25 protein-coding genes are annotated in these 26,132 nt (G+C 69.4%); 15 read left to right on the top strand and 10 right to left on the bottom strand.

From position 1 onward, the window contains the following. A complete protein-coding gene (locus tag AB0M01_RS02190) occupies positions 1-813 on the bottom strand; it encodes an endonuclease/exonuclease/phosphatase family protein (RefSeq protein WP_363665021.1) in 813 nt (270 codons plus the stop codon). Positions 814-860: 47 nt separating this feature from the next. Continuing rightward, the gene (locus AB0M01_RS02185; protein WP_363665020.1) at positions 861-1,601 is read right to left on the bottom strand and encodes an SDR family oxidoreductase; all 741 of its coding nucleotides are present in this window, start codon (positions 1,599-1,601) and stop codon (positions 861-863) included. A 97-nt stretch (positions 1,602-1,698) separates the two neighbouring features. Here AB0M01_RS02185 and AB0M01_RS02180 point away from each other — a divergent pair, with 97 nt between their 5' ends. Beyond that, positions 1,699-2,304: a helix-turn-helix domain-containing protein gene (locus AB0M01_RS02180; protein WP_363665019.1), complete on the top strand. Its 606-nt coding sequence runs from the start codon at positions 1,699-1,701 to the stop codon at positions 2,302-2,304. 211 nt (positions 2,305-2,515) lie between these two features. Further along, positions 2,516-2,995, top strand: a complete 480-nt coding sequence (locus tag AB0M01_RS02175; RefSeq protein ID WP_363665018.1) for a GNAT family N-acetyltransferase — start codon at positions 2,516-2,518, stop codon at positions 2,993-2,995. Between the two features lie 99 nt (positions 2,996-3,094). Here AB0M01_RS02175 and AB0M01_RS02170 read toward each other — a convergent pair whose 3' ends face one another. The 6 genes from AB0M01_RS02170 to AB0M01_RS02145 form a co-directional block, all read right to left on the bottom strand. Continuing rightward, complete coding sequence (locus AB0M01_RS02170) at positions 3,095-4,024, bottom strand: sugar kinase (RefSeq protein WP_363665017.1); 930 nt, start codon at positions 4,022-4,024, stop codon at positions 3,095-3,097. Continuing rightward, positions 4,017-4,640, bottom strand: a complete 624-nt coding sequence (locus AB0M01_RS02165) for a bifunctional 4-hydroxy-2-oxoglutarate aldolase/2-dehydro-3-deoxy-phosphogluconate aldolase (RefSeq protein WP_363665016.1) — start codon at positions 4,638-4,640, stop codon at positions 4,017-4,019. Before AB0M01_RS02165 ends, AB0M01_RS02170 begins: the two co-directional genes overlap by 8 nt. A 22-nt stretch (positions 4,641-4,662) precedes the next feature. Then, the gene (locus AB0M01_RS02160; protein WP_363665015.1) at positions 4,663-5,436 is read right to left on the bottom strand and encodes a hypothetical protein; all 774 of its coding nucleotides are present in this window, start codon (positions 5,434-5,436) and stop codon (positions 4,663-4,665) included. Further along, complete coding sequence (gene dgoD, locus AB0M01_RS02155) at positions 5,430-6,575, bottom strand: galactonate dehydratase (RefSeq protein ID WP_363665014.1); 1,146 nt, start codon at positions 6,573-6,575, stop codon at positions 5,430-5,432. Before dgoD ends, AB0M01_RS02160 begins: the two co-directional genes overlap by 7 nt. Further along, positions 6,572-7,306, bottom strand: a complete 735-nt coding sequence (locus AB0M01_RS02150) for a FadR/GntR family transcriptional regulator (RefSeq protein ID WP_363665013.1) — start codon at positions 7,304-7,306, stop codon at positions 6,572-6,574. The genes dgoD and AB0M01_RS02150 overlap by 4 nt, the downstream gene beginning before the upstream one ends. 112 nt (positions 7,307-7,418) lie before the next feature. Further along, on the bottom strand, positions 7,419-8,129 hold the full coding sequence (locus tag AB0M01_RS02145; protein ID WP_363665012.1) for an SDR family oxidoreductase: 711 nt from the start codon (positions 8,127-8,129) through the stop codon (positions 7,419-7,421). 165 nt (positions 8,130-8,294) lie between these two features. Between AB0M01_RS02145 and AB0M01_RS02140 the strand changes: the two genes are divergently transcribed. The 7 genes from AB0M01_RS02140 to AB0M01_RS02110 all read left to right on the top strand — a co-directional run bounded on the left by AB0M01_RS02140 (position 8,295) and on the right by AB0M01_RS02110 (position 17,520). Further along, positions 8,295-9,575 (top strand): substrate-binding domain-containing protein, encoded by a 1,281-nt coding sequence (locus tag AB0M01_RS02140; protein WP_363665011.1) that lies wholly within the window; start codon positions 8,295-8,297, stop codon positions 9,573-9,575. Next, entirely contained in the window at positions 9,572-10,489 is a 918-nt protein-coding gene (locus AB0M01_RS02135; RefSeq protein WP_363665010.1) for a sugar ABC transporter permease, read from the top strand. The genes AB0M01_RS02140 and AB0M01_RS02135 overlap by 4 nt, the downstream gene beginning before the upstream one ends. After that, a complete protein-coding gene (locus AB0M01_RS02130) occupies positions 10,486-11,307 on the top strand; it encodes a carbohydrate ABC transporter permease (RefSeq protein WP_363665009.1) in 822 nt (273 codons plus the stop codon). Before AB0M01_RS02135 ends, AB0M01_RS02130 begins: the two co-directional genes overlap by 4 nt. Beyond that, a complete protein-coding gene (locus AB0M01_RS02125; RefSeq protein ID WP_363665008.1) occupies positions 11,304-13,322 on the top strand; it encodes an alpha-galactosidase in 2,019 nt (672 codons plus the stop codon). The genes AB0M01_RS02130 and AB0M01_RS02125 overlap by 4 nt, the downstream gene beginning before the upstream one ends. A gap of 38 nt (positions 13,323-13,360) precedes the next feature. Further along, positions 13,361-15,442, top strand: coding sequence for an NPCBM/NEW2 domain-containing protein (locus AB0M01_RS02120; RefSeq protein WP_363665007.1), 2,082 nt, complete (start codon positions 13,361-13,363; stop codon positions 15,440-15,442). A 98-nt stretch (positions 15,443-15,540) separates the two neighbouring features. Continuing rightward, on the top strand, positions 15,541-17,169 hold the full coding sequence (locus tag AB0M01_RS02115; protein ID WP_363665006.1) for an FG-GAP-like repeat-containing protein: 1,629 nt from the start codon (positions 15,541-15,543) through the stop codon (positions 17,167-17,169). A gap of 168 nt (positions 17,170-17,337) precedes the next feature. Next, positions 17,338-17,520, top strand: a complete 183-nt coding sequence (locus tag AB0M01_RS02110; protein WP_363665005.1) for a hypothetical protein — start codon at positions 17,338-17,340, stop codon at positions 17,518-17,520. A gap of 120 nt (positions 17,521-17,640) precedes the next feature. Here the strand turns inward: AB0M01_RS02110 and AB0M01_RS02105 are convergent, their stop codons facing one another. Further along, positions 17,641-17,955: a hypothetical protein gene (locus AB0M01_RS02105; protein ID WP_363665004.1), complete on the bottom strand. Its 315-nt coding sequence runs from the start codon at positions 17,953-17,955 to the stop codon at positions 17,641-17,643. A gap of 136 nt (positions 17,956-18,091) precedes the next feature. Here AB0M01_RS02105 and AB0M01_RS02100 point away from each other — a divergent pair, with 136 nt between their 5' ends. Further along, on the top strand, positions 18,092-19,843 hold the full coding sequence (locus tag AB0M01_RS02100) for a bifunctional UDP-sugar hydrolase/5'-nucleotidase (protein ID WP_363665003.1): 1,752 nt from the start codon (positions 18,092-18,094) through the stop codon (positions 19,841-19,843). Between the two features lie 70 nt (positions 19,844-19,913). Next, the gene (locus AB0M01_RS02095) at positions 19,914-20,708 is read left to right on the top strand and encodes a CPBP family intramembrane glutamic endopeptidase (RefSeq protein ID WP_363665002.1); all 795 of its coding nucleotides are present in this window, start codon (positions 19,914-19,916) and stop codon (positions 20,706-20,708) included. Here the strand turns inward: AB0M01_RS02095 and AB0M01_RS02090 are convergent. Continuing rightward, a complete protein-coding gene (locus AB0M01_RS02090; RefSeq protein ID WP_363665001.1) occupies positions 20,632-22,032 on the bottom strand; it encodes an FGGY family carbohydrate kinase in 1,401 nt (466 codons plus the stop codon). The genes AB0M01_RS02095 and AB0M01_RS02090 overlap by 77 nt on opposite strands. A 123-nt stretch (positions 22,033-22,155) precedes the next feature. On the opposite strand from AB0M01_RS02090, the gene AB0M01_RS02085 reads away from it, so the two are divergent. From AB0M01_RS02085 to AB0M01_RS02070, 4 genes are read left to right on the top strand one after another with little or no spacing between them, the layout of a single operon-like run. Then, positions 22,156-23,049 carry a nucleoside hydrolase gene (locus AB0M01_RS02085; RefSeq protein WP_363665000.1) on the top strand — a complete coding sequence of 298 codons (894 nt, stop codon included), beginning with the start codon at positions 22,156-22,158 and terminating at the stop codon, positions 23,047-23,049. Beyond that, positions 23,046-24,332, top strand: coding sequence for an extracellular solute-binding protein (locus AB0M01_RS02080; RefSeq protein WP_363664999.1), 1,287 nt, complete (start codon positions 23,046-23,048; stop codon positions 24,330-24,332). Before AB0M01_RS02085 ends, AB0M01_RS02080 begins: the two co-directional genes overlap by 4 nt. Continuing rightward, positions 24,332-25,234 carry a sugar ABC transporter permease gene (locus AB0M01_RS02075; protein ID WP_363664998.1) on the top strand — a complete coding sequence of 301 codons (903 nt, stop codon included), beginning with the start codon at positions 24,332-24,334 and terminating at the stop codon, positions 25,232-25,234. Before AB0M01_RS02080 ends, AB0M01_RS02075 begins: the two co-directional genes overlap by 1 nt. Then, entirely contained in the window at positions 25,231-26,127 is an 897-nt protein-coding gene (locus AB0M01_RS02070; protein WP_363664997.1) for a carbohydrate ABC transporter permease, read from the top strand. Before AB0M01_RS02075 ends, AB0M01_RS02070 begins: the two co-directional genes overlap by 4 nt. Positions 26,128-26,132 lie beyond the last annotated feature (5 nt).

The following is a 26,132-nucleotide window of genomic DNA, read 5'->3' as shown; positions in this document are numbered from 1 at the left end:
TCACGGGGTCAGGTCGGCGATCACGCCGAAGTGGTCCGAGCCGTGCATGCCGTCGACCGGTTGAGCGAGCAGACGGTCGCAGGAGTTGATCCGCAAGGTCGGCCCGCGGTCGTCGCAGCGGACCATCAGGTAGTCGATCCGCCGGGGCGGGATCCTGGACCAGTCCGCCTCGACGACGATCAGCGGGTTCTCGACGGTGAAGGTGTGGCCCGGTGCGTCACGGTGCGCGAACTCCCAGGCGTCCTGGGAGCTCACGCTGAGGCCGTCGAGCGACTGCCGCCCGGTCCAGAACCGGATGCTCGCGGTCTCCGGCCGGGCGTCGAAGTCGCCGGCCAGCACGACATGGACGTCGGGTCGCCCGGCGACCGCCTGCTCGATCGCCCGGGCGGCGTCGACGGCCTGCAGTTCGCGTTCCCGCTCGTACGGGACCTGCCAGTTCGGTTTGTGGTGTGCGAAGGCGACCCTGCCTACCGGCGTGTCGAACTCGGCCAGCATCGTCCGGCCGGGAAAGTCCTCCGGGTCGACGCGGTCGGTGACGAGATGGTCGAACTCGCGCACGTCCTGCGGTTCCCACCGGGCCGCGATCGAGCAGCCGACGCCCTCGCGGGCCCGGTTCCCCTGGTGGACGACGTGGTAGCCGTCGCCGAGCAGATCCCGGACCTGGTCGTAGTCGCCGTCGACGACGGTCTCCTGCAGCGCGATCAGGTCGGGCCGGAGCCGCGCGAACTCGGCGCGCAGCACCTCCCGGCGGGCCGGCCAGTCGCCGTGCCGGCACCAGATGTTGAGCGTCGCGATGCGCAGCGAGGGAGTCATCGTGCCGTCCCGGGTACCCAGACGATGGTGAACGAATCCGCGCGGGCTCAGGCGACCTGGTCGGTCGGGCGGATGGTGAGCTCGTTGACGGTGACGTGGTCGGGTTGCGTGGCGGCGTACAGGACGGCGTTGGCGATGTCCTGTGGGCTGAGGGTGCGGACGGAGGCGTAGAGCTTCGCGGCCATCGCGAGGATCTGCGGGTCGGTGACGTGGGAGGCGAGCTCGGTGTCGACCATGCCGGGGGCGATCGAGACGACGCGGACGCCTTGCGCGGTGACCTCCTGGCGGAGGGCCTCGGTGAAGGCGTTGACGCCGAACTTCGTGGCCGCGTAGACGCCGTTGCCGGCCGAGGCGGAGCGGCCTGAGGTCGAGGACGTCTGGATCAGCGTGCCCTTGGTCTCCAGGAGGTGGGGGAGCGCGGCGTGGGCGACGTACATGCTGCCGAGGAGGTTCGTCTGGACCATGCGGTTCCAGTCGGCGGTGTCGGCGGTCTGGACGGGGCCGACCAGCATCACGCCCGCGTTGTTCACGACCAGGTCGAGCCGGCCGAAGCGCTCGACGGTCGTGGCGACGGCGTCTCGGACGGACTGCTCGTCGGTGACGTCGAGCTTCACGGTGACGATCTCGCCGCCGTACTCCTGGGTGGCGGTCAGCTCTGCCAGGCGTTCGGTACGGCGTGCGCCCGCGACCACCTTCATCCCTGCGCCTGCCAGTGTTTGCGCGACCGCTGCGCCGATGCCCGACGACGCTCCGGTGACGAGTGCGACCTTGCCTTCCAGTGACTGCATTGCTGTTCCTCTCGGTGGCTAACCTGACCGGGTGGTCCGTTTAATTCAACGGTAGCACCTAACCGGACCGCTCGGTCAACTTAGGTACACTGGCCGCGTGAGCACCGAACCGGCGGACAATGCCCGCCCCCTGCGCGCGGACGCCGTCCGCAGCCGCGCACTACTCATGAGCGCGGCGCGGGACGTCTTCGCCGTCCGCGGGACCGAGGCCTCGGTGGCCGAGATCGCCCAGGCGGCCGGCCTCGGCAAGGGCACGGTCTTCCGGCACTTCGCCCACAAGGACGACCTGGTGGTCGCGATCGTCGACGAGATGGTCGACGACCTCGTGGCGACCACCGAGCAGCTGCTGCACGCCGACGACCCGGCCGAGGGGCTCCGCGGTTTCATGACCGCGGGCATCGAGCTCCAGGTCCACAACCAGGCGTTCTGCGACGTCGCGGCCGGCGCCGCCGTACGGCAACACCCGGTACTCCGGGGCAAGATCGCGCGGCTGGAGTCGGCAGTCGAGGCGCTCGTCGACCGGGCGCGCCGGGCGGGCGCCGTACGGGACGACATCACCGGCCAGGACGTGATGCTGCTGCTGACCGGCGTCTACCAGACGGCGGCGCCGATGCTGCCGGAGTCCCCGGAGATCTGGAAGCGATACCTGGCGCTGACCTTCGACGGGCTGCAGCCGGCGGCCGCTCGTCCGCTGCCCGCGTAGCAACAGCCGACCGAGGCTGTACCGGCCGACAGGAGGTCTCCGCAGCGGCGGCTGATCCGCCTGAGTCCCACGCCTTGCAACACCACCCGCGACCAGAACCGCGGCGACCACCTCCTGTCGCTCGGCACCGACTCCATCTTTTGGGCACGGGCCGGTTCTCGCCGGCGTTATTTCGGTGGCGAGCATCCGCGCAGCGACCAAGGATGTGGGCATGAAGGTGACCTTGACGCGGGGAGCGACGGCAGTCGACCAGGCGGCGCAGATCTGGGCGGAGACGACGGCCGCTCGGGACGGGGAGACCACTGTGCCGGGGCTCGAGCTGGCCCGTCCGGTGATTCAGTCGGTGCTCGACGGTTCGCCTCGGTCGTTTCTGCTGATGGCTTACGCTCCGGAAACGACCGACGCCGTGGGATTTGCCGCTGTGGGGCCGGTTGACGCGACCGTTGCCGAGCTGCGGTACCTCGGCGTCCGGCCGTCCGCGTGGGGCGGGGGTGTGGCGCGATCGCTGCTCGCCGAGCTGCCGACGCGTGCGAGCGAGCTCGGGTTCGAAGGTCTCCGGTTGAGCGTGTACGTCGACAACGTGCGCGCCGTCGAGCTCTACGAGCGGATGGCGTGGATCGCCGACGGCGAAGCGGTGCCGCACCCGCGGAGCGGCCGCCTCGAACAGCGCTACGTCCTCGGCCTCAGCTGAAGGCGGCGGGAGCCGAGGGTGCTGGCGCGGCCCGGGGGGGTGGTGGGGCGGGCGAGACGGTGCTGGGTCGGTGTGGCGGTAGCGCGTTGCCGCTGGCGCCTAGCGCAGAGCGGTGCCGTGGGTGTGGGTGATCAGGGTCAGGTCCTCGCGGGTGGGGAGGGACTCCCAGTCGCCGTAGGCGCCGACGCAGAAGGCTCCTGAGGTGGTGGCTCTCGTCAGGCGGGCTTCGGCGGGGAGGTTTTCGAGGGTGGCCGAGAGGTAGCCCGAGACGAAGGCGTCGCCGGCGCCGATGCTGTCGACGACGGTGACGGGGAGGGCCGGTTGGTGCAGGGTGCCGGCGGAAGAGTGGGACCAGGCGCCTTTGCCGCCGGCGGTGACCACGACCTCTTGGATGCCGGTGTCGAGGAGGGCGGCGACGGGGTCGGTGGCGTCGGTGAGGAGGTCGAGCTCGTCCTCGGAGGCGAAGACGGTGTGGACCGACGGGAGTAGTTGCCGGAGGCACTCAGCTGCGGACGCGCGGGACCAGAGGCGGGAGCGGTAGTTGACGTCCAGGGAGACCTGTACGTCGCTCGCGGCCTCGGCGATCGCGAGGGTGGCGGCGCGGGCGGAGGCGGAGAGGGCGGGGGTGATGCCGGTGAGGTGGAGCAGTCGCGGAGCCGCGGTCTCGAGGGCGGTCGCGCACTCTTCGGGGGTGAGGGTCGAGCCGGCGGAGCCGCGGCGGTGGTAGCTGACGCGGGTGATGTCGTGGGCCGGCTGGTCGAAGGCGATGAAGCCGGTGAAGTCGCTCTCCGAGAAGCGGATGTACGCCGTACCGACGCCCTCGGCGCGAAGCGTGCGCTGGATCAGGCGGCCGGGCTCGTCGTTGCCGACGGCACCGAGCCAGGCGACGTCGTGGCCGAGGCGGGCGAGGCCGATGGCGACGTTGCTCTCGGAGCCGGCGATGGACAGGTGAGCCTCGCCGCCCAGGCGCATCGCGGCGCGGGTGCGGAGGGAGACCATGGTCTCGCCAATGGTCAGAACATCAGACATCGGAGACTGCTTTCAGGAATGCGGCGGCACGCTCGGCCAGAGCCTCCTGCGAACCGCCGACACCGGCGTCGCCCAGCAGCGGCGACCCGACACCCACCGCGAGCGCACCCGCAGCCAAGTACTCCGGCGTCGTCACCGCGTCCACCCCACCGACCGCGATCAGCGGCGCCTGCGGAAGCGGCGCACGCAGCTCACGGAAATAGCTCGGGCCATAGACCTTCGCGGGAAAGATCTTCACGGCAACCGCGCCCAGATCGAGCGCCCCGACCACCTCGGTCGGCGTGAGCGCTCCGCACAGCAGCGGCAGCCCGAGCTGCACGCTGCGCGTCGCACCGCGCGTGATCGCCGGCGTGACGACGAAACCCGCGCCCGCGGCGGCGACCTCGTCGGCCTGCTCGGGGGTGATCACGGTCCCCGCGCCGATCAGCACCGACGGCGCGAACTCCGAGCGCGCCTTCGCGATCGCCTCGGCGCCGCCGGGCGTCGTGAGGGAGACCTCGAGGGTGTCGATGCCCGCCGCGACCAGCGTGCGAACGCACTCCAGGGCGCGGTCGGCGCCGTCCGCGCGGATGATCGCGAGTACCTTGCGGCGGTTCAGTTCTGCCAGCAGATCCATGGTCTTCCTCCAGCTCCCAACGCTATCCGACCGGCTCCGCGGTCACGGTCAGCCGCCATTCCAGCTCCCCGGACTCCGGCACGACGGCTGCGTCGCCGGTGCCCGCTTCGTCCAGCCCGAACACCCGCCCGAGCATCGGTTCGACGCCGAGACTTCGGTACGGCGTACCGGCCGGGAAGCCGCCGAGGTTGCGCCACAGGGCGGTCGACACTGGTTGCCCTGGGCAACTCAGCTCGAAGGTCAGGCGCCGGCCGCGATCGCGGACCGAGGCGGACGGGGTGTCGAGCACGGCGCCCACGGCGCTGCCGTCGGTGGGGCCGTAGGTCCCGAGGCCGAGTGAGGTGGGCCAGGTATCGGCGACCCAGGGGGAGTCGTCGAGGTAGAGCCGACACGCAGTGCCGTCCGGTACGTCGATCGAAGCGCCGACGGCACAGTCGAGCAACGCGTGGGCCGCCCAGACAAACCGGTACCCGGCTGGAGCGGTCAGCCGGTAGTTGGCAGTCACAGTCAGCTCGTCAGCAAGGATCTTCCGACGCAGCAGCGTCCCGTCCCACTCGACGATGTCCCACGAACCGTCGGTCGTCCACACCTGGTTCCACAGACCGCCGTGGTCCGGCAAGCCGCGCACCGTGGGGAAGCACTCGTCCAGCCCGCCGGCGTCGGTGAACGCCGGATCGCCGGTCCGCGGGCCCGAGACCAAGCCTGGGCCCGACCACAACCACTCGCGGCCGCCCAGGACCAGCGAAGTCCAGCGGCCGCCGTCGGTGAGGTCGACGCCGACGGTCGCGGTCACCATTCCGCGAAGGACCCGTCCGCGTGCGCCCACACCGGGTTGCGCCAGGCATGACCCTTCTGATCAGCAGCCCGTACGGCGGCCTCGTCGACCGTGATCCCGAGCCCGGGCAGCGGGTTGTACTCCGCGTGCCCGTCGACCCAGGTGAACGGCGCCGGGTCGACGACGTACGACGTGAGGTCGTTCGCAACGTTGTAATGGATGCCGCGACTCTGCTCCTGGATCAGGAAGTTCGGCGTCGCGAACGACACCTGCAGCGACGCGGCCAGTGAGATCGGCCCGAGTGGGCAGTGCGGCGCGAACAGGGCGCCGTGCGTCTCGGCGAGCGCAGCGATCCGCCGCAGCTCCGAGATTCCACCGGCGTGCGACACATCGGGCTGCACCACAGCAACCCCGGCATCCAGCGCGGGCATGAACTCGGATCGGCTGTAGAGCCGCTCACCCAACGCGATCGGCACCGTCGTACCGCCGACAATGGAAGGCAGATGCCGCAGGTGCTCCGGCAGCACCGGCTCCTCCACGAACAGCGGGTGCTGGTCCTCGACCGCATGCAAGATCCGTCGCGCACCGGCGACCCCGACCCGCCCGTGCAGGTCGATCGCGACGTCGAGCGAGTCCCCGAGCACCGAGCGCGCGGCACCCAGCCGCTCGACGATCCCGGCGACCTCCGCGCGCGAAGGCGACGGCTGGATCAGCCCGCTGGCGTTCATCTTCACCGCGGTCATCCCGGCCGCGACCTGCTCGGCGACCTGGTCCGCGATCTCGGCGGGCTCGTCACCGCCGACCCACGCGTACACCCGCGCCCGGTCGCGCACCCGGCCGCCGAGCAGCGACGACACCGGCGCGCCGTACACCTTGCCGGCGATGTCCCACAGCGCGTGGTCCAGCCCGGCGACAGCGCTGCTCAGCACCGGTCCGCCGCGGTAGAAGCCGCCCTTGCTCAGGGTCTGCCAGTGCCGCTCGATCTGCAGCGGGTCCTGGCCGATCAGGTACTCCGACAGCACCTCGATCGCCGTCCGCACGAGCTCGGCGCGGCCCTCGACGACGGGTTCGCCCCAGCCGACGACGCCGTCGCTGGTCTCGATCCGGCAGAACAGCCAGCGCGGGGCGACCAGGAACGTCTCGATCCGTTCGATCTTCACTTGCGGCCCCGGCCGTTCTTCTTCGAGCCGGTACCGCGGACGTCGGACAGGTCCTCGGCCGCCTTCGCGAGCAGTTCGCGCATCGCCAGCTCCGCGCCCTCGGGGTCGCCGGCGCGAACAGCCTCGACGACGCGCTGGTGGCTGGGAACGGGGTCGTCGGACGGCTTGGCCTTGTGCACCAACCGGTCGCGGCCGGCCAGGCCGGTCTCCATGATGACCTCCATCTTGGTCAGCAGCTCGTTACCGGTCGAGGCCAGCAGCGCCTTGTGGAAGGCCAGGTCGGCCTCGGCCGCGGAGAGGTCGTCGGTCGCCGAGGCCATCGCGGCCAGCGCGGTGTCGAGCGCGGCGAGGTTCGCGTCGTCGGCCCGGATCGCGGCCAGCCGGGCGGCGGCGGGTTCGACGATGCCGCGGACCTCGTGCAGCTCCTCGAGCAGCTCCGGCCGTACGTCGTCGTCGAAGTGCCAGCGGATCATGTCCGCGTCGAGCAGGTTCCAGTCCGACCGCGGCCGGACGAACGTGCCGCGCTTCTGCCGCGCGTCGACCAGCCCCTTGGCGGTCAGGACCTTCAGAGCTTCCCGGACGGCGGTGAGGCTGACGCCGAGATCGGCCTGCAGGTCCGGCACGTTGATCGTCGCGCCCTCGGGGATCTGCCCCGACAGGATGCGCTGTGCCATCACCTCGACGATCTGCCCGTGCAGCCCCCGCGACATCCCGCGTTGAATCCCCGTCACGCCGTTCTCCCCACCCTGGTCGTCCACAACGTCATACCCGCTCCACCACACCTCGCGCCGGACGCTCGCCGGTGGACGGCACCGGCGATCCTGTGCCCGCGGACGCCGCCACTCACGCGGAGTCCTTCACCGCGGTCCAGCCGCCGTCGACCGCGAGTGTCGCCGCGGTCACGAACGACGCCTGGTCCGACAGCAGGAACGCGACCGCCGCGGCCACCTCCTCGGGCCGGCCGAGGCGCCCGATCGCGGTCGCTCGCGCGCTCTGCTCCTTGCCCTCGGCGCTGACCCGGTCCCAGGCCGCGGTGTCGACCGGTCCGGGGAGCACGGTGTTCACCCGGATCGTCGCGCCGTACTCGACCGCGAGCTGCCGGCCCAGCGCGACCAGCGCGCCCTTGGACGCGGCGTACGCCGGGTGGCCGGGGATCCCCGCGACCGCGTGCACCGACGACACCAGCACCACCGATCCACGCGCCGCCGCCAGGTCGTCGTACAGGGTCCGGAAGCCGAGGAACGCGGCGGTCAGGTTCACGTCGAGCTGGCGCTGCCAAGAGGCCGGCGTGAGCGAGTGCGCGGGCAGGACCTCGACCGTGTAGGCGTTGCTGACCAGCCCGGAGATCGGCCCGAGCTCGTCGCGGCCGCGCGACAGCACCTCGGCCCACGTGTCCGGTGCCGAGACGTCACCGACGACGCCGATCGCGCGCCCCGGGATCTCCTTGCAGGGCTGGAGATCGACCTGGACGACGGCGTCACCGTCGGCGAGCAGCCGCTCGGTGCAGGCCGCACCGATCCCGGTGGCGGCACCGGTCACCACGATCACACCCACGCGGCTGTCCTTTCCTTCGATGAACGAGGCCTCAGTTGATCGTGAGCAGCCTGTCACGTCAAGCTATTTGCTCGTAATTTACGAATTAATATTGACACCTCAGAGGTCGCCGCCGCAAGATCGTCGCCAACGAAACAACGGACCACTCAAGGCACTGGAGCAGTGATGGCACCTGATCGGCGGACGTTCCTCAAAGGCCTCGGAGTACTCGGGGCCGCGGCCCTCGTGCCCGGGTGCGCCACCTCGACCTCCGGCGGCGCGAGCAGCGGCGGCGGCGCGGCCACCGGTGAGATCGCGCTGCAGTCGAACCTGTCGGCCGAGCAGGCCAAGGCCGCGATGGAGAAGCTGGTCGAGGCGTTCAACAAGACCGGCGGTGGCACCGTCAAGCTGAACACGGTCGCGGCGGAGATCTTCCGCACCCAGCTCCCGACGTACCTGACCTCGGCCAACCCGCCGGACGTCTACACCTGGTACGCCGGCTCGGTCGCCAACTCGTACGCCGAGAAGGACCTGCTGCTCGACATCTCCGACGTCTGGCAGACGATGGGCAACTACCCCAAGTCGCTGCAGACGCTGTCCACCAGCGCGGCCGGCCAGAAGGTCTTCGTGCCGACCAGCAACTACTGGTGGGGTGTGCACTACCGCAAGTCGAACTTCGAGAAGTGGGGCGTCACGCCGCCGAAGACCTGGGCGGAGTTCCTCGAGGTCTGCAAGAAGATCCAGGCCCAGGGCGTGCCGGCGATCGGCATCGGCCTCGGCGACACCCCGTGGGTGGCCTCGGCCTGGTTCGACTACCTGAACATCCGGATCAACGGGGCGCCGTTCCACCGCGACCTGCTGGCCGGCAAGGGCGACTTCACCGACCCGAAGGTGAAGGCGGTCTTCACCAAGTGGCGCGAGGTGCTCCCGTACTTCGACCCGAAGGGCAAGTCGTTCCCGTTCCAGGAGGCCACCTCGGCGCTGCTCGGCGGCAAGACCGGGATGTTCCTGATCGGCACCTTCTTCGCCGACAGCGCCCCGAAGGACGCCCTCGACGACATCGACTTCTTCCAGTTCCCGATCATCGACCCGAACGTGCCGGTCGCCGAGGAGGCCCCGACCGACGGCTACTTCGCCAGCAAGAAGGCGAAGGACCCGGCCGCGGTGAAGAAGTTCCTCACCTGGCTGGCCACCGCCGAGGCGCAGAACATCTACATCGACAACTCCTCCGGCACCGTGCTGCCCGCCAACCCGGACGGCAAGTTCGCGGACACGCCGTACGTGCGCAAGGGCAAGGCGATGCTCGAGGGCGCGGCCGAGCTGACCCAGTTCTTCAACCGCGACTCCAGTGACGCGCTGCAGCCGACCGCGGACGCGGCGCTGACCAAGTTCCTGGACAAGCCGGACCAGATCGACCAGATCCTCAAGGACTGGCAGGCCGCGGCGACGAAGGTCTTCCAGGCGTGACTGCTACAGCCGTCGAGGTGAAGACCCGCGCGCGGTCGGCCAGGCGCCGGCCCGCCCGGGTCTCACCGCTGATCCTCGCCTTCGTCTTCGTGCCGTTCGCGGTCGAGGCGGTCTGGGTGTTCTGGCCGGCCCTGCAGGGGTTCTGGCTGTCGCTGACCAACTGGGACGGCCTGTCCGCCCCGACCTTCGTCGGCCTCGGCAACTTCGGGGACATGTTCGCCGACCCGATCTTCAAGACCGCGCTGAAGAACACCGCGATCTGGCTGGTCCTGTTCGGCGGCCTGAGCGTCGCCGGCGGGTTCGGGATGGCCCTGCTGCTGCAGAAGGAACGCCGCGGCGTCGGCATCTACCGGGCCGCGCTGTTCACCCCGGTCGTGTTCTCGCTGGTGGTCACCGCGCTGATCTGGCGCGTCTTCTACCAGCCGGACGGGCTGGTCGACTCGGTGCTGAACGGCATCGGCCTCGGCAACCTGATCCGCCCGTGGCTCGCCGATCCCGACACCGCCCTGTACGCCGTGATCGTGCCCGCGCTCTGGCGGCAGATCGGGTACGTGATGGTGCTCTACCTGGCCGGCCTGAAAGCGGTCGACCAGGCGCTGTACGAAGCCGCCCGGGTGGACGGCGCTTCGGCCTGGCAGCGCACCCGGTACGTGACGATCCCGCAGCTCAAGGGGGTCAACTCGGTCGTGCTGTCGGTGATCGTGATCGACTCGCTGCGCTCGTTTGACATCGTCTGGTCGATGACCAAGGGCGGCCCGTACCACTCCTCGGAGCTGCTCAGCACCTACATGTACTCGACCGCGTTCCAGTCCACCCAGCTGGGCTACGCCTCCGCGATCGCCGTGGTGATCTTCCTGCTCGCGCTGGCGGTCATCCTCGGCTACCTGATCCGTGCCTTCCGGGAGGAGACATGAAGGGCTTGAAGACCGGCGGCTACCACTTCGCGATGGGCTTGATCTCGTTGCTGTGGGTGGCGCCGATCCTCTGGGTGATCGTGATCTCGTTCCGCAGCTTCGACGACGTCGCGGCCAACGGGCTCGGCTCGCTGCCGCACTCGTTCACGTTCTCCACCTACGTGCAGGCCTGGCAGGACGCCGAGGAGTTCCGGGCGCTGGTCAACAGCCTGCTGGTGACGATCCCGGCGGTGCTGCTCAGCCTCGGGCTAGCGGCGATCGCGGCGTACGGGCTGGCCCGGTACAACATCCCGTTCCGGCGCACGGTCCTGCTGCTGATGCTGATGGGCAACCTGCTGCCGCCGCAGATCCTGCTGATCCCGATCGCCCGCTTCGTCGAGCTGATCGGGTACTACGACACGCTGATCGCGCTGATCGCCGTGCACGTCGGGTTCGGTCTCGGCTTCTACACCTTCGTGCTGCACGGCTTCATGCGCGACCTGCCGAAGGAGATCCAGGAGGCCGCGACCATCGACGGCGCCGGCCCGGGCAAGATCTTCGCCAGCGTGATCCTGCCGCTGACCCGGCCCGCGCTGGCCGCGCTCGGCGCGCTGTCGTTCACCTGGATCTTCAACGACCTGCTCTGGTCGATCACGGTGATCCGGTCCGGCGACAAGATGCCGGTGACACCGGCACTGCTCGGTCTGCAGGGCCTGTTCGTGTCGTCGTGGAACGTGATCGCGGCCGGCACGGTGATCGCGGCGGTGCCGACGGTCGCGGTCTTCCTGCGCTTCCAGAAGCACTTCGTCGGCGGTCTGGCGATCGGAGCGGTCAAGTGACCCGATGGACATTGCGTGGTGCCAGTACGGCGTACGTCGTCGGCGTGCCCGAGCACGGTCAGTGGGCGGCACTGCTTGCCTGGGGCCCGCATGCCGTTGCCGACGGCCCGTCGTTGACCGAGCCAACAGGGACCGAGCACTTCCTGCCGCGGGCCGACGTCGAGCCGCTCGAGTACGGCGTCCGCGGAGTGCGGTACACGAGTCCGGCCGAGCTGGTCGTCAGCGGGCCGGACGGCAGCGACGAGTGCCGGCCGGTGTTCGTCAACGCCGTCCAGGACGAGGACGAGCTGGCGCTGACCTTCGCCGATCCGCTGCGGTCGCTGCGGGTCGTGCTGCACTACCGGATGCCTGCCGGGCTCGACGTGGTCGAGCGGTGGGTCGCCGTGCACAACGACGGGACCGACGAGCTGCGGCTGCACGAGCACGACTCGGCGGCGTTCGTCGTACCGACCTCGGACGGCGCGGTGATCCGGTCGTTGTGGGGCGAGTGGAACAGCGAGTTCCAGCAGGAGTCGGTGGTGCTGCGGCGTGGCCGCTTCACCGTCGACAGCCGGCAGGGCATCACCGGCCACTCGTACTCACCCTTCCTGTCCGTGAGCGACGCCGGAGATCCGGCCGGTACGACGTACGGCGTGCAGCTGGCGTGGTCCGGCGACTGGCGGCTGAGCGCGGACGTCGACACCACCGGGCAGACCCGGATCCAGGCGGGCCGGGCTCCGTCCAGCTTCGGCCTCGCCCTTGCCCCGGGATCGTCCTGGGTCTCCCCGGTGGCGGTCGGCGGTTGCAGTACCTCGGGCCCTGAAGGACTCGCTCGTGTGTTCCACGCCTACCAGCGGTCGCTGGCGCGGGACCTGCCGCGACGGGTGCTCTACAACTCGTGGTTCGCGACCGAGTTCGACATCCGGGCCGATCACCAGCTGGAGCTGGCGAAGCGGGCCGCGGGGATCGGCGCCGAGCTGTTCGTCGTCGACGACGGCTGGTTCGTCGGGCGCAACGACGACAAGTCGGCGCTGGGGGACTGGGAGGTCGACCCGGCCGCGTTCCCGCGCGGGCTCGACACGTTCATCGCCGACCTCGGCGAGCTCGGGCTCGACTTCGGGCTGTGGGTCGAGCCGGAGGCGATCAGCCCGTCGTCGAAGCTGGCCGCGGAGCATCCGGAGTGGGTGCTGCGGACCGCCGGGCGGGAGCCGATCGAGATCCGGAACCAGTGGCTGCTCGACCTGAGCCGTGACGACGTGACCGAGTGGATCTGGTCGATGCTGGACCGGCTGCTGACGTCGTACGACATCACGTACCTGAAGTGGGACGCGAACCGGGCGCGGCTCGACGCCGGCGACCGGCGGCGGGACCTCGACGGGCTCGTCGTCGCGAACCTGTACAAGATCCTGGACCGGCTGCGCGAGCAGCACCCGCGGGTGTTCGTCGAGGGCTGCGCCGGTGGTGGCGGGCGCGTCGACCTCGGGATGGCCGCGCGGGTCGACACGCTCTGGCCGAGCGACAACACTGCGCCGCTCGACCGGCTCCGTATTCAGGACGGCTTCCTGACCGGCTGGTCGCCGCACCTGATGAGCTCGTGGGTGACCGATGCCGAGGGCACCCACGACGGCCGGGAGCGGTCGCTGGACTTCCGCTTCCACGTCGCGATGGCCGGCGGCCTCGGGATCGGCGCGGACCTGTCCCGGTGGACCGACGAGCAGCTGGCCGTCGCTCGCCGCCACGTTCTGCAGTACTGGAAGATCCGCCGTACGGTTGCCGACAGCAAGGTTCATCGGCTGTCCCGGGGACTGCAGTACGTCGGTGCGGACCAGTCGGTGGTGTTCCTCTACGACACCGGCGACGACAACGTCCGCGGCACCCTGCCGACGAGGCAACGCCGGGTCCCGCTGGTCGGGCTGGACCCGTCGAAGAACTACCGGGTGGGCGAGAAGACCCACCCGGGGAGCTACCTGCTGGAGGTCGGCGTCGCCTTCGAAGGCGCCGACTCGCTCTGCCTGGTCGTCGAACCGCTCGACTGACCCGCCCGTCACATCCACGGCACAGCAAAGGATCAAGCGTGAAACGACTTTCCGCCTTGCTCGGCGGTCTCCTGACGGCGGCCCTGGTGTCCGCCTCGCTGGTGACCGCGACCGTCCCCGCCGCCGCGGCGCCCGCCACGCCCGCGGCCGCTCCGGTGCTCAGCCCCACGCCGTACCAGGGGTGGAACACGTACTTCGGGCTCGGTGGTGACTTCACCGAGGACACCATCAAGTCCGTCGCCGACTCGATCGTCAGCCGCGGGCTGGCCAAGGCCGGCTACGACATCGTCTGGCTGGACGGCGGCTGGCAGGCCGACCAGTCCCGTGGCGAGAACGGCGAGCTGGTGGCCAATCCGGCCAAGTTCCCGAGTGGCCTGAAGCCGTTGGTCGACTACATTCACGCCAAGGGCCTGAAGGCCGGTATCTACACCGACGCCGGTCCGTACATCCCGGGCAAGTGCGGCCTGGGCTCCGGCGGCGGCTACTACCAGCGTGACGCCGACCAGTTCGCCGCGCTCGGCTTCGACGCGGTCAAGGTCGACTTCCTCTGCGGGATCGCCGCCGACCTCGACCCGAAGACCGCGTTCACCGAGTTCGCCAAGGCGCTGCGCAACAACGCCAGCAAGCGGCCGATGATCTTCAACCTGTGCAACCCGGTCACCTCGCCGGACTGGGGCGACTACCCCGAGTCGCAGCAGTCGACCAACTCCTGGAGCTACGCGCCGGAGATCGCCCAGTCCTGGCGCACCTACACCGACGTCGGCTTCGTCTTCGACATCAAGTACAAGGACGTGCTGCGCAACTACGACCAGAACGCGCGGCACCCCGAGGTCGTCCGGCCGGGGGCGTACAACGACCCGGACTACCTGGCGCCGGAGCTGGGGATGTCCGACGAGGAGTTCCGTACTCAGATGACGCTGTGGTCCGTGGCGGCCGCGCCGCTGATCATCGGTAGCGACGTCCGGAAGCTGAGCAACACCTCGATCGCGACGCTGACCGATCCCGACGTGCTAGCGATCAACCAGGACAAGGCTGTTGTTCAGGCCGTGCGGGTCGGTGCGGCCGGTACGACGGAGACGTGGGTGAAGCGGCTCGCCGACGGTGGGCGCGCGGTGGTGCTGCTGAACCGTGGGGACAGCGCGAAGACGCTGACCACGACCGCCAAGGCCGTTGGTCTCGGCGGTGCTCGGTTCACGGTGAAGAACGCGTGGACCAACAAGGTCACCGAGAGCGCGGGCACGATCAGCGCTGCGGTTCCGGCGCACGGCGCCGCGCTGTTGCGGGTCTCGGCGGCGCGTGGTCTGCCGGGTATCCCGCACGTCACCGCGGGGATCCCGACCGTGACCAAGGTCGGCAGCGCTGTTCAGCCGGCCGACGCCGCTCCGGTGGTTGCCGGTGGCGACGAGCTGCGAGTTGAGGTTGCCGTGCGCAACGACGGTCTGCTGCCGGTGCTGAAGCCGGCCGCGACGCTTGCCGGTGGCACCGGATGGACGGTCAAGTCGTTGACCAAGGCCCCGGTTCTGCTGGCGCCGGGCCAGAAGTTCATCTTCGCGTTCACCGCGAAGCTGCCGGCGGGCGCGGCACCTGGGAACGCGGCGCTGACGGCGCGTACGTCGTACGAGGCCATCGGGTACGGCGCACAGAACCAGACCACGGTCTCGCCGGTCGTCGTCGCGCCGGAGCCGCCGTCGGGCACCGCCGCGCTGTCGCACCACGACTGGATCACCGCGACCAGCGGCTGGATGTCGCCGACCGTCGACCAGTCGGTCGGTGGCGGGTCGCCGATCAGCCTGGTCGGTCAGACCTACGAGACGGGCATCGGCGTCGCGTCGCCGTCGCTGGTCCGGTACTACGTCGGGCAGCAGTGCTCGCGCTTCACCGCGACCGTCGGCATCGACGACGCCGTCCGCAACGTCGGCCCGGAGGGCGGTACGTCCACCTTCCAGGTCGTTGGTGACGGCAAGGTTCTGTACGACAGCGGCACCGTCGGGCGGGACGACCCGAAGCAGGTCGACGTCGACCTGACGGGCGTGCGGGTGCTCGACCTGGTCGTGGGTGACGCCGGCGACGGCGGGTACAACGACCGCGCCGACTGGGCGGCTCCGACCGCCACCTGCTGAGTTGATCTCTTGAAGGGGGCAGACCGGACCGGTCTGCCCCCTTCGCTGTGTTTGGGTGGTGCTCGCTGTATCCGCCTGGACGTCGTGAGGACCCCTGCATGAAACTGCGTCACCGCTGGAAGCTCGCCACCGCCGGACTGGTGAGCCTCGGCCTCGTGGTCGGAGGCGTCGCCCGTATGGCGACCGCCGACACCGGCACCGCCGACCGGCCCGGCACCGCCGCCGGCACCGCCGACCAGCCCCGCGCCGCGGACCAGACCGGCATCGCCGACCAGCCCGGCGCGGACGCCTCAAGTCTTCCACCCGCCACCGGCTCCGTCCCCCTGACGGTTTCGGAAGCCGAAGCCCTCGCCCCGAGCACCACCTCCCGCTCGAGCGCCTCCGGCCCGGCCGTTGCCCCGCGCCCCCAGTCGGCGCAGCAGCTCGCCCGCGCGGCTTCCGCCGTACCGGCGTCCGGGAAGCTGTCGATCAAGGGCGTCTACCAGGCGACCAACTACTTCTGCGTACCGGCGTCGAGCCAGGTCACGCTGGCGACGTACGGGGTGAGCGTCACCCAGCAGACGCTCGCCAAGGAGATGGGCACGACCACCGAGGGGACGTACAACCGGACGTCGATGCCGGTGGTCAACAAGTACGTCAACCCGCTCGGCTACTCGATCTGGAGCAGCGACACCACCGGCAACCCGACCAACCTGCTCAACTGGGCGGCGTACGACATCGGGACGCTGAAGCGGGCGCCGATGATCGGCGTCTGGATGGAGAAGCTGCCCTGGAACAAGGGCCTCAGCGGGCACTTCGGGCACGCGATCCTGATCTACGGCTACGACCAGACCGCGAAGACGCTGACCGTCTGGGACCCGTGGAAGCCGACCGGCGGGACGCATACCATCGCGGCGTCCACGTTGAACGCCGCGATGCAGAGCTACGGGCTCTCGTACGTCGCCGGGCACTCGGACGCCGACCTGACCAACGCCGGCGACCTCACCGGTGACGGGCTGCCGGACATGATCGCGGTGCACCGGCCGACCGGGGATCTCTACCGGTACACGAACAACGGCAAGGGCTCCTTCGAGGGTGGCTCTGCCGCGGTCAAGATCGGGTCGAGCTGGAACGGCATGACCGAACTGACCGGCGTCGGCGACCTCACCGGCGACGGCAACGCCGACGTCGCCGCCGTCGAGAAGTCGACGGGCAAGCTGTGGCTTTACCGCGGCCCGTCGCTGTCGGGTACGACCCGCCTGCTGATCGGCAACTCCGGCTGGACCGGCATGCGCGACCTGATCGGCATCGGCAACATCACCGGCGACGCGCACCCGGACCTCGTCACCATCGAGAAGTCCACCGGGAAGCTGTGGGTCTACCCCGGCAAGCTCAACGGCCTGGGCACCCGCAAGCAGATCGGCACCAGCTGGCAGAAGATGACCAAGCTCGCCGCCATCGGCGACCTCTCCCGCGACGGCAAACCCGACTTCGCCGCCGTCGACACCTCCACCGGCAAACTCTGGCTCTACAAGGGCCTGACCTTCGCCGGCGGCACCTCCCGCGCCGAGATCGGCACCGGCGGCTGGAACGGCATGCGCTCCCTCACCGGCTTCGGCGACCTGAACGGCGACACGGTCCCCGACCTGATCACCGTCGCCAACACCGCCGGCGACATGTACCTCTACCCCGGCAAGCCCAACGCCCTCGGCACCCGCGTCAAACAGGGCAGCGGCTGGAACGGCTAGCCCCCCACAGCACTGAACGCCGGGCCCGAAGTCCGGCGCTCAACGCGTGGTGGCCGGTGACTTCGCGGGAACACCGGCCACCACTCGTTCCATTTGATCAGATCTTCAACTCTCGGAGAATCCCACGCGCCGGTTTTCATCCCACGGGCCCGCGGGCACCAGAACACCATGAGGAACCGAACCACACCCCGCCGTCGCCTCCTGGTCGGCCTCGGCGGCATCGTCGTTGGAGTGCTGCTCGTCGCCCTCTTCGACTCCCCCTACGGCAGCGGCGGTGGCTTCGGGCTGATCGGCGTCAGCGTGGTCAACATCGGGGTCGCGCTCTACGACCTGCGGGAGGAACGCCGCTAGCTCGCCGCGGGGTCCTCCGCCAGGTCCGGGAAGGCCGCGCGGAGATCGCGGGTGATCCAGCGGGCCATCGACCGTTGGGCTTCAGTGGTGGCGGTGAGGAGTGCTGCGGGCGACACCATGTCAGTACGCCGCCTGCGCGCTCGTCTGCTTCAGTACGGCGTCCGCTTCCGGCGGCGCCGGCCAGAACTGCAGCAGGTAGCGGTCGACCAGTGGGTCGTCGTCCATCGGTGGGGAGGCCTGGTGGCCGGCGTCCATGCCCCAGGCGCAGTAGCGGACGCGGTAGTCGATCTCCTCCAGGGCCAGCGGCCAGTAGCCCTCGCCGCCCCAGCCGACGAGGGCGGCTTCGCCGTTCGGCCGGTACGACGCCTCGACGATCTCCTCCCAGGTGTCGTCGATCGGGGGGCCTCGTCGTGCAGCTCGACGGCGAAGCGGCACCGTAGTACGGGATCGGGTCGGGCGGCAGATTCCTCCGGAATTGGCTGAGCGGTCGTGAGGTAGTGACATTCCGTTTGCTGTCGGGCAGTCTTCTGGGTGCTGGTAAGTGCTTGACTTCGCCCATCAGGAGACACTTATGCGCAGAATTCGTTCGATCGCCGCCGTGCTGGCGGCTGGAGTTGTGGTTGGGGGACTGGCTCAGCCTGCGGATGCGGGGGAGGGGTCGGTGGCGGTGCAGCTGGTTTCGATCACGGACTTTCACGGGTATCTGCGGCCGCCTTCGGTGGCTGACGGCGGGACGATCGCCGGGCCGGACGGGCAGGTGCAGACCGTGGGTGGGGCGGCGTACCTGGCGACGCATCTGCAGGAGATCCGGAAACCGAACTCGATCTTCTTCACCGACGGGGACAACTTCTCGGGGTGGCCGTTCGAGGTGGACGTGCATGCGGACGAGCCGACCGTCGAGGTGCTGAACGCGCTCGGGGTGGAGTTCTCGTCGGTGGGGAACCACGAGCTCGACGTGTCGAAGAGCTTTCTGGTGGACCACATGGAGCAGGGGAAGTGCTTCGGGCAGGTCGGGGTGGACAGCTGTTTCAAGGACTCGACCGGAAAGCGGTTCAGGGGAGCGGACTTCGAGTTCCAGTCGGCGAACATCGTCGACGCGCGCGGGCGGACGATCGTCGCGCCGTACACGATCCGGTGGGTGAAGGATCACGGGAAGTCGTACCCGGTGGGGTTCATCGGGATGACGGTTCCGGACACGCCCGTGGGGTCGACGTCGTACCAGCCGGAGCTGAAGGCGCTGGATCCGGTCAAGGCGGCGGACGCGGCCGCGGCGGAGCTGATGCGGCGTGGCGTGAAGGCGATCGTGCTCAACCTGCACGACGGCGGGACCGACGCGTCGGCGACGTACGACAACTGTGTGAACCCGAGCGGGCCGGCGATCGAGCTGGCCAAGACCGTCAGCCCGGCGATCGACGCGATCGTCACCGGGCACTGGCACGCGGCGTTCAACTGCAGCCTGCCGGACCCGGCGGGCAACCCGCGACCGGTCGTCGAGGCGGCCAACCACGGGCGGCTGATCAACGAGATCAACCTGCAGCTGGACCGGAGGACCGGTGAGGTGCTGCGGTCGGCGACCACCTCGACGAACCACGCGGTCACCCGGGACGTCCCGGCCGACCCGAAGATCCAGAAGATCGTCGACTACTGGGCGGCCGCCGGCGATCGCCGGTACGCCGAACCCGTCGCGACCGTCACCGCAGACTTCACCCGTACGCCGAACGCCGCGGGCGAGAGCACGTTCGCCGATCTCGCCGCCGACGTGCACCTGTGGACGGCGCGCCAGGACGGGCGGGCCGATCTCGGGATCGTCGCCGCGCAGCCGGCGGTCGGGAGCACGGCGCTCCGCGGCGACCTGCTGGTTGCCTCAAGCAACAAGCCGGGGGACGCGCCCGGCCGGGTGCTGCTCGGTGAGTCCTGGGACGCGTACGGCTACGGCAACCCGGTCCTGACCGTGTCGTTGACCGGCGCGCAGCTGGACGCCGTACTGGAGCAGCAGTGGCAGCCGCAGGCGAACGGCACGGTCAAGTTCGCACCGCTGGCGGTGTCGGGGAACGTCCAGTACGCGTACGACGCCAGCCGGTCGGTCGGTGATCGGGTCGCCGCGGCGGACGTGAAGATCAACGGCGCCGCGCTCGACCCGGCCAAGACGTACCGCGTTGCGGCTCTTGCGTACACGGTGATCGGCGCTGACGGCTACCCGGCCTTCAAGGTCGCGACCAACCCGGTGCGCAACAACACCGACCACGAGACCTTCGCCGACTACCTGAGGGCGCACCGCACGCTCACCCCGGCGCCACTCACCCGGGTCACGGCGATCGGGTAGGTGTAGCACCACCATCGATCGGCGGGCTGGCACCCTCAGCGCCGGCGGGGATCCGCACCAGGATTCAGCTATGAGTTCTCAGGTGGGCCGGTTCCTGCTGATCTGCTTCGGGTTGAGTTGGGCGCCGTGGATCGTTCTGGGTGCGACCGGAGCGAACGTCGACGAAGGGCCCGGCGCGCTGGTCTTTGGGCTGGCTGCGAGCGGTCCTTCGTTGGCGGCTCTGGTGATGTGGTTGCGTTACCGGAGCAGGCTGCCGCGGCAGACGGCGTGGGCGTGGCACTGGCCGGTCGTGGCCGTTGTACTGGGGGCGGCGCCGCCGTTGCTGGCGGCGCTGTTGACGGGCGTCGACGACATCCCGCACCACGCGTCGACGGTGATCGCCGGCGCGGGTGGGCCGCTCGGTGCGCTCGCGTACACGCTGCTGGCCGGGCCGTTGTCGGAGGAGTTCGGCTGGCGCGGCTATCTGCAGCCGAGGCTTCGGCGGTCGTACGGGCAGCTTGCGGTGACCGGAATGATCGGCGCGGCATGGGGGATCTGGCATCTGCCGCTGTTCTTCCTCGAGGGCACAGGGCAGCACGACAAGGGATTGATCAGTCTCGAAGGGCTGCTGTTCTTCCTCGGGTTGTTCCCGCTCACCTACACGATTTTGTTCGTCTCCGAGCGGCTGCGTGGTGGGGTGTGGGCAGCGATCCTGGTGCACGCCGCGTGGAACCTGACCGAGGAGCTCGTCCCGGCGCTGAGCGCGACCGGGCTGTGGGTGGAGTTCGCGTTGACGACGCTGATCGCGGTCAGTGCGGCGCTGGTGTGGAAGCGGACCGGATCGCCGACGCCCACTCTGCGCGGCGGGCGTCGCGTGTCGCGCTGAGGGTGGGTTCGAACGTCCGGTACGTACGCCGTACCGACCAACCGGTTGGTTGTCCCAGCGATGTCCAGGCGAGCTCGGCAGCGCCGAGGGCGGAGAGTTCCGGTACGTCGGCGACGTCGATCGGGCGGCCGAGGAGGTCGGCCTGGGTCTGCATCAGGAGCGTCGAAACGGTCGCGCCACCGTCGCAGCGGAGACGGTCGACGATGGGCAGCGTCTCGGCGATGTCGCAGATCTGATGGGCGACCGCCTCGACCGCAGCACGGGCGATGTGAGCCCGCGTGGTCGAGCTGCTCATGCCGGTGAGCGCGGCGCGGGCGTCGCGGTTCCAGTGTGGGGCACCGAGGCCGGTGAAGGCCGGGACGAGAGTGACGCCATCAGAGGCGGCGACGGTCCCGGCGAGCGAGACCAGCGCGCCGACGTCGGGGAGCCCGAGCAGATCGGCGGTCCACGCGAGGGCGGCGCCTGACGAGACGATGTTGCCTTCCAGCGCGTACGTCGGCCGCTCGGTCAGCCAGGCCAGCGTGCAGCCGTCGGGGACGAAGGAATCGACCGGTGTCATCACCGACGAACCGGTCCCGTACGTCGCCTTGACCATGCCGGGGTGGACGCAGCCCTGGCCGTACAGCGCGGCGTGCGAGTCGGCGAGGACGGCGAGGATCGGGATGCCGTCGGGCAGGCCGGGGACGCCGGAGGTCACGCCGAAGCCGGCGTCGGAGGGGCGGACCTCGGGCAGGACCGACGCAGGGATGCCGAAGGCGTCCAGCAAGTCGGCGGACCACGCCAGCGAGTCGATGTCGTAGAGCAGCGTCCGGGACGCGTTCCCGGCGTCTGTTAGATGCTCCGAGCAACCAGTCAGCCGGTGGACGAGCCAGGAGTCGACGGTGCCGACCTGGTCGGCGGATGTCGCGTCCAGAAGCCAACGCAGCTTGGGTGCCGAGAACATCGCGTCCACGCGCAGCCCGGTGCGGCGGCGTACCGAAGCGTCGACAGCAGCAGGCAGAGTGGCGCACCACGCCGACGTACGGACGTCCTGCCAGCCGATCACCGGACCAACCGCGGCACCGGTCAGTCGGTCCCAGCCGACGACAGATTCCCGTTGGGTCGACAAAGCGATCCCCACCACGTCGACCGACAGGTCGAGCCGGGAGATCGCCGCCAGCACGCTCGCCCACAGCTCCTCGGCGTCCTGCTCGACCCAACCGGAGCGCGGTGTCGACAAACCGACCGGCGCCGACCCCCGCGCCAGCACCCCACCAAAAGCATCGACGAGCACCGCCTTGGTGTTCGTCGTGCCCTGGTCGATCGCGAGCACCGCTTGCACCATCGACCGACCTCCACGGGTTCGACAACTTTCAACCGACCTCTTGACGGGACTCTAGCGCCGTGGCGACACTCAAGGCGACAGGCTATGCACTAGTGAATTTCTATTCAAAGAGGTGGCAGCAGCGTGAAGCCGAGCAGACGCCGGGTGATCATCGACACCGACGCCAAGAACGAGGCCGACGACCAGTTCGCGATCGTGCACGGACTGTTGTCGCCGACCTTCGACGTCCGGGGCCTGATCGCCGCCCACTTCGGGACCCGGCGGTCGAACCGCAGCATGGAGGATTCCCGCGAGGAGATCGACCTGCTGCTGGACCTGATGGACCTGACCGGTCAGGTCCCGGTCGCGAACGGCGCCCCGACCGGGATCCTCGACGAGCAGACCCCGCTGGACTCGCCCGGTGCGCGCCTGATCATCGAGGAGTCCAAGCTGGCCACGAAGGACGACCCGCTGTTCGTGTCGTTCCTCGGCCCGCTGACCAACATGGCCTCGGCGATCCTGCTCGACCCGGAGATCGTCGACCGCGACGTCGTGGTGATCTGGATCGGCGGTCGCGGGTACGAGGGCTACACGACGTACCCGGGCATCGAGTTCAACCTGAGCAACGACATCCACGCCGCCAACGTGGTGTTCGGCTCCGGGATGACGGTCTGGCAGGTCCCGAGCGACGTCTACACCAAGGTCTCGGTCAGCTACGCCGAGCTCGACGAGAAGATCGGCGACGCCGGTCCGCTCGGCAAGTACCTGATCGAGCAGCTGCACGAGTGGAACGCGATCCACCACGGCGAGCCGATCGAGTCGCGGTCGCTCGGCGACTCCCCGGCGATCGCGCTGATGCTCTTCCCACGCAGCGGGGACATGCGGGTCCGGCCGGCGCCGCGCTTCGGCGTCGACGGCTGGTACCTGCCCGGCACCGACAATCCGATCCACGTCTGCGAGCAGGTCGACGTCCGCTTCCTGCTCGAGGACATGTTCGCCAAGATCCGCCGCTTCGCCCGACAGAGGAGCCAGTCATGACGTACACCCGCCGGGGCTTTCTCGGCCTCACCACCGCGGCCGCGCTGGGGGCCGGCCTGACCGCCTGCACCGGAGCCGGTACGACGAGCAGCGGCGGTACCGCCGCGGCCTCGAACGACCTGCGCCTGTTCACCTACGAGGACGACACGACGATCGGGCTGCTGAAGGCCCAGGTGAAGAAGTTCGACGAGGCGAACGGGACCACGACCACCGTCGACAGCCTGCCCGGTTCGGGCGCGGCGGTGTACCCGGACAAGCTGCGCACCGAGCTGCTCGGCGGCAAGGGCCCGGACGTCTGGCGGATCTGGGGCGGCCAGATCGGCAGCCCGTTCGCCAAGGCCAAGCAGGCGCTCGACCTGGCGCCGTACTACGCCAAGTACGGCTGGGACTCCAAGATCAACACCGCCGCGATCAGCGGCATGACCTTCGACGGCGTGAAGACCGGCGTTCCGTTCATCGCGCTCGGAATCGGTGCCTGGTACAACAAGTCGCTGTTCGCCAAGGCCGGGGTGAGCGCGCCTCCCACGTCGTACGCCGAGCTGGAAGCGGTCAACGACAAGCTCGTCGCGGTCGGCGTGACGCCGCTCGCGACCGGTGGCAAGTACGGCTGGCACATCATGCGGCTGTTCGAGTACCTGCTCGAGCACACCGCCGGCCCGGAGCTGCACGACAAGCTGCTCACCGGCGCCGAGAGCTGGGACCGGCCCGAGGTGGTCGAGGCGTTCACGCTGTTCAAGAAGTGGCAGGACAAGAAGTGGATGCCGCAGGGCGCGCTCGGCCTGGACCCGGCCGACATCGAGCCCGGCTACGTGCAGGGGCGGACGGCGTACACGATCACCGGGCCGTGGACCGAGGCGCAGGCGATCCTGTCGGCCAAGAAGCCGTCGACGGCGTTCGGGACCTTCGAGCTGCCGACCAACCAGACACCGGCCCGGCACTCCGGTTTCGTCGAGGGCTACATGATCAACGCCAAGACCGGCAACGCCGACAAGGCCGCCGCGCTGATCGACTTCATCCTGCAGCCCGAGGCGCAGAAGGCGATGCAGATCACCGCCTCCACCGTGAAGGGCGCAGAGCCCGACCCGAAGGCGCTGCCGCTGGCGGCCGAGTGGGCGCAGAAGTACGCCGGGAACCCGTTCTACACGATCCAGGACCAGGCCTTCCCGAAGAAGGAGGCCGACCAGTACTTCAGCGTCCAGAGCGACCTGCTGCAGGGTTCGCTGGCCCCCGCGGCCGCGGCGAAGAAGATGCAGGAGATCGTCTCCGCCTGGGCCAAGGGCTGATGGCCACCGTCGCGCTGCCGAAACCCGGCAAGGTCAAGAGCGGCCGCTGGTCGCCCTGGCTGTTCGCCCTGCCCGCGGTCGTGGTGTACGTCGGGTTCCTGGTGTACCCGGCGCTCTCCTCGCTGTTCTTCAGCCTGACCAACTGGGACGGGCTGAGCGCGACGTACGACTTCGTCGGCCTGGACAACTACACCAAGCTGGCCGGCGACCCGGTCGTCGGCACCGCGGTCCGGAACAACCTGATCTGGACCGTGGTGACGATCGCCGTCCCGACCGTGATCGGCCTCGCGCTGGCGATCGCGCTGAACGGCAAGGTGCACGGCAAGCCGATCCTGCGGCTGGTCTTCTACACCCCGGCCGTGCTGCCGCTGGTCTCGATCGCGAGCATCTGGGGCTGGCTCTACAACCCGCAGTACGGCGCGATCAACTCGTTCCTGAAGCTGATCGGGCTGGACGGTCTCGCGCAACCGTGGCTCGGGCAGGACTCGACCGCGCTCTGGGCCGTGATGGTCCCGGCGATCTGGTTGCGCACCGGCTTTCCCATGCTGCTCTACCTGGCCGCCCTGCAAGGCATTCCGAACGAGCTGTACGAGGCCGCGACCGTCGACGGTGCGAGCCGATGGCAACAGTTCTGGCACATCACGATGCCGAGCCTCCGGCCCGCGCACTACATCGTGCTGGCGCTGTCGCTGATCGACTCGTTCAAGGTCTTCGACATGATCTACGCGATGACGTACGGCGGACCCGGGACGTCGACACAGGTGATGGGGACGTGGATGTACTTCAACGTCTTCCAGTACTACCAGGCGGGCTACGGCACCGCGATCGCGGTCGTCATCACGCTGGTGGCCGTTGCCGTAGGCATCCCGTACGTCCGCTCGCAGACCAAGGAGGCCTCATGACCTCGCTCGCACCGGCTCGGGTCCAGCTCGAGCCCGAGACTGTCGCCTCCGAGCCCGTGCAGCACAAGCCGAAGGGCCGTCGCGGCGTCGTGATGACGCTGGTGCTCGCGGTGATGGCGATCTTCTGGGTCTCGCCGCTGGCGCTGCTGGTGGTCACCGCGGTCCGGCCGCTCGCGGACTTCGTCGGGAACGGGCCGCTGTCGTGGCCGGAGGAGTTCACCTGGTCGAACTTCTCCGACGCGTGGGGGATCGGCAACTTCGCCACGACGTACAAGAACAGCGCGCTGCTGGCGCTGATCAAGGTGCCGCTCGGCGTGCTGATCTCGGCGATGCTCGGGTTCGCGCTGGCCAAGCTGCGGATGAAGTTCCGCCGGACGGTGATGTTCAGTGTGTTCCTCGGGCTGACCATCCCGATCTACATCGCGATCGTGCCGGTCTTCATCATGCTCCGGCAGGCCGGCGCGACCGACAGCCTGTTCGGGCTGATCGGGCCGTACCTGGCCTTCGGGATCCCGTTCGAGGTGCTGGTGCTGCAGTCGTTCTTCCGGCAGATCCCCGACGAGATCATCGAGGCGGCCAAGGTCGACGGCGCCGGCGACTGGCGGGTCTTCTTCACGATGATCCTGCCGCTGTCGCTGCCGGCCCTGGTGACGGTCGCGATCCTGGACGCGGTGGCGACCTGGAACGAGTTCCTGTTCGCGCTGATCCTGCTCAACTCCGACGCGAACAAGACCATCCCGGTCGGCCTGCTGAACTTCCAGGGCCAGTTCGCCAACAACAACACCGGGCTCGCGGCGGGCATCCTGATCGCCGTGGTCCCGATCCTGATCGCCTACACGCTCCTGCAGCGTTACATCGTCGGCGGCCTCACCGCCGGCTCTCTGAAGGGTTAGGACCG

Source organism: Kribbella sp. NPDC051770, from assembly GCF_040681455.1.
Lineage (GTDB): Bacteria > Actinomycetota > Actinomycetes > Propionibacteriales > Kribbellaceae > Kribbella.
Note: the sequence above shows the minus strand (reverse complement) of the source record. Positions and strands in the feature narration are given on the sequence as shown.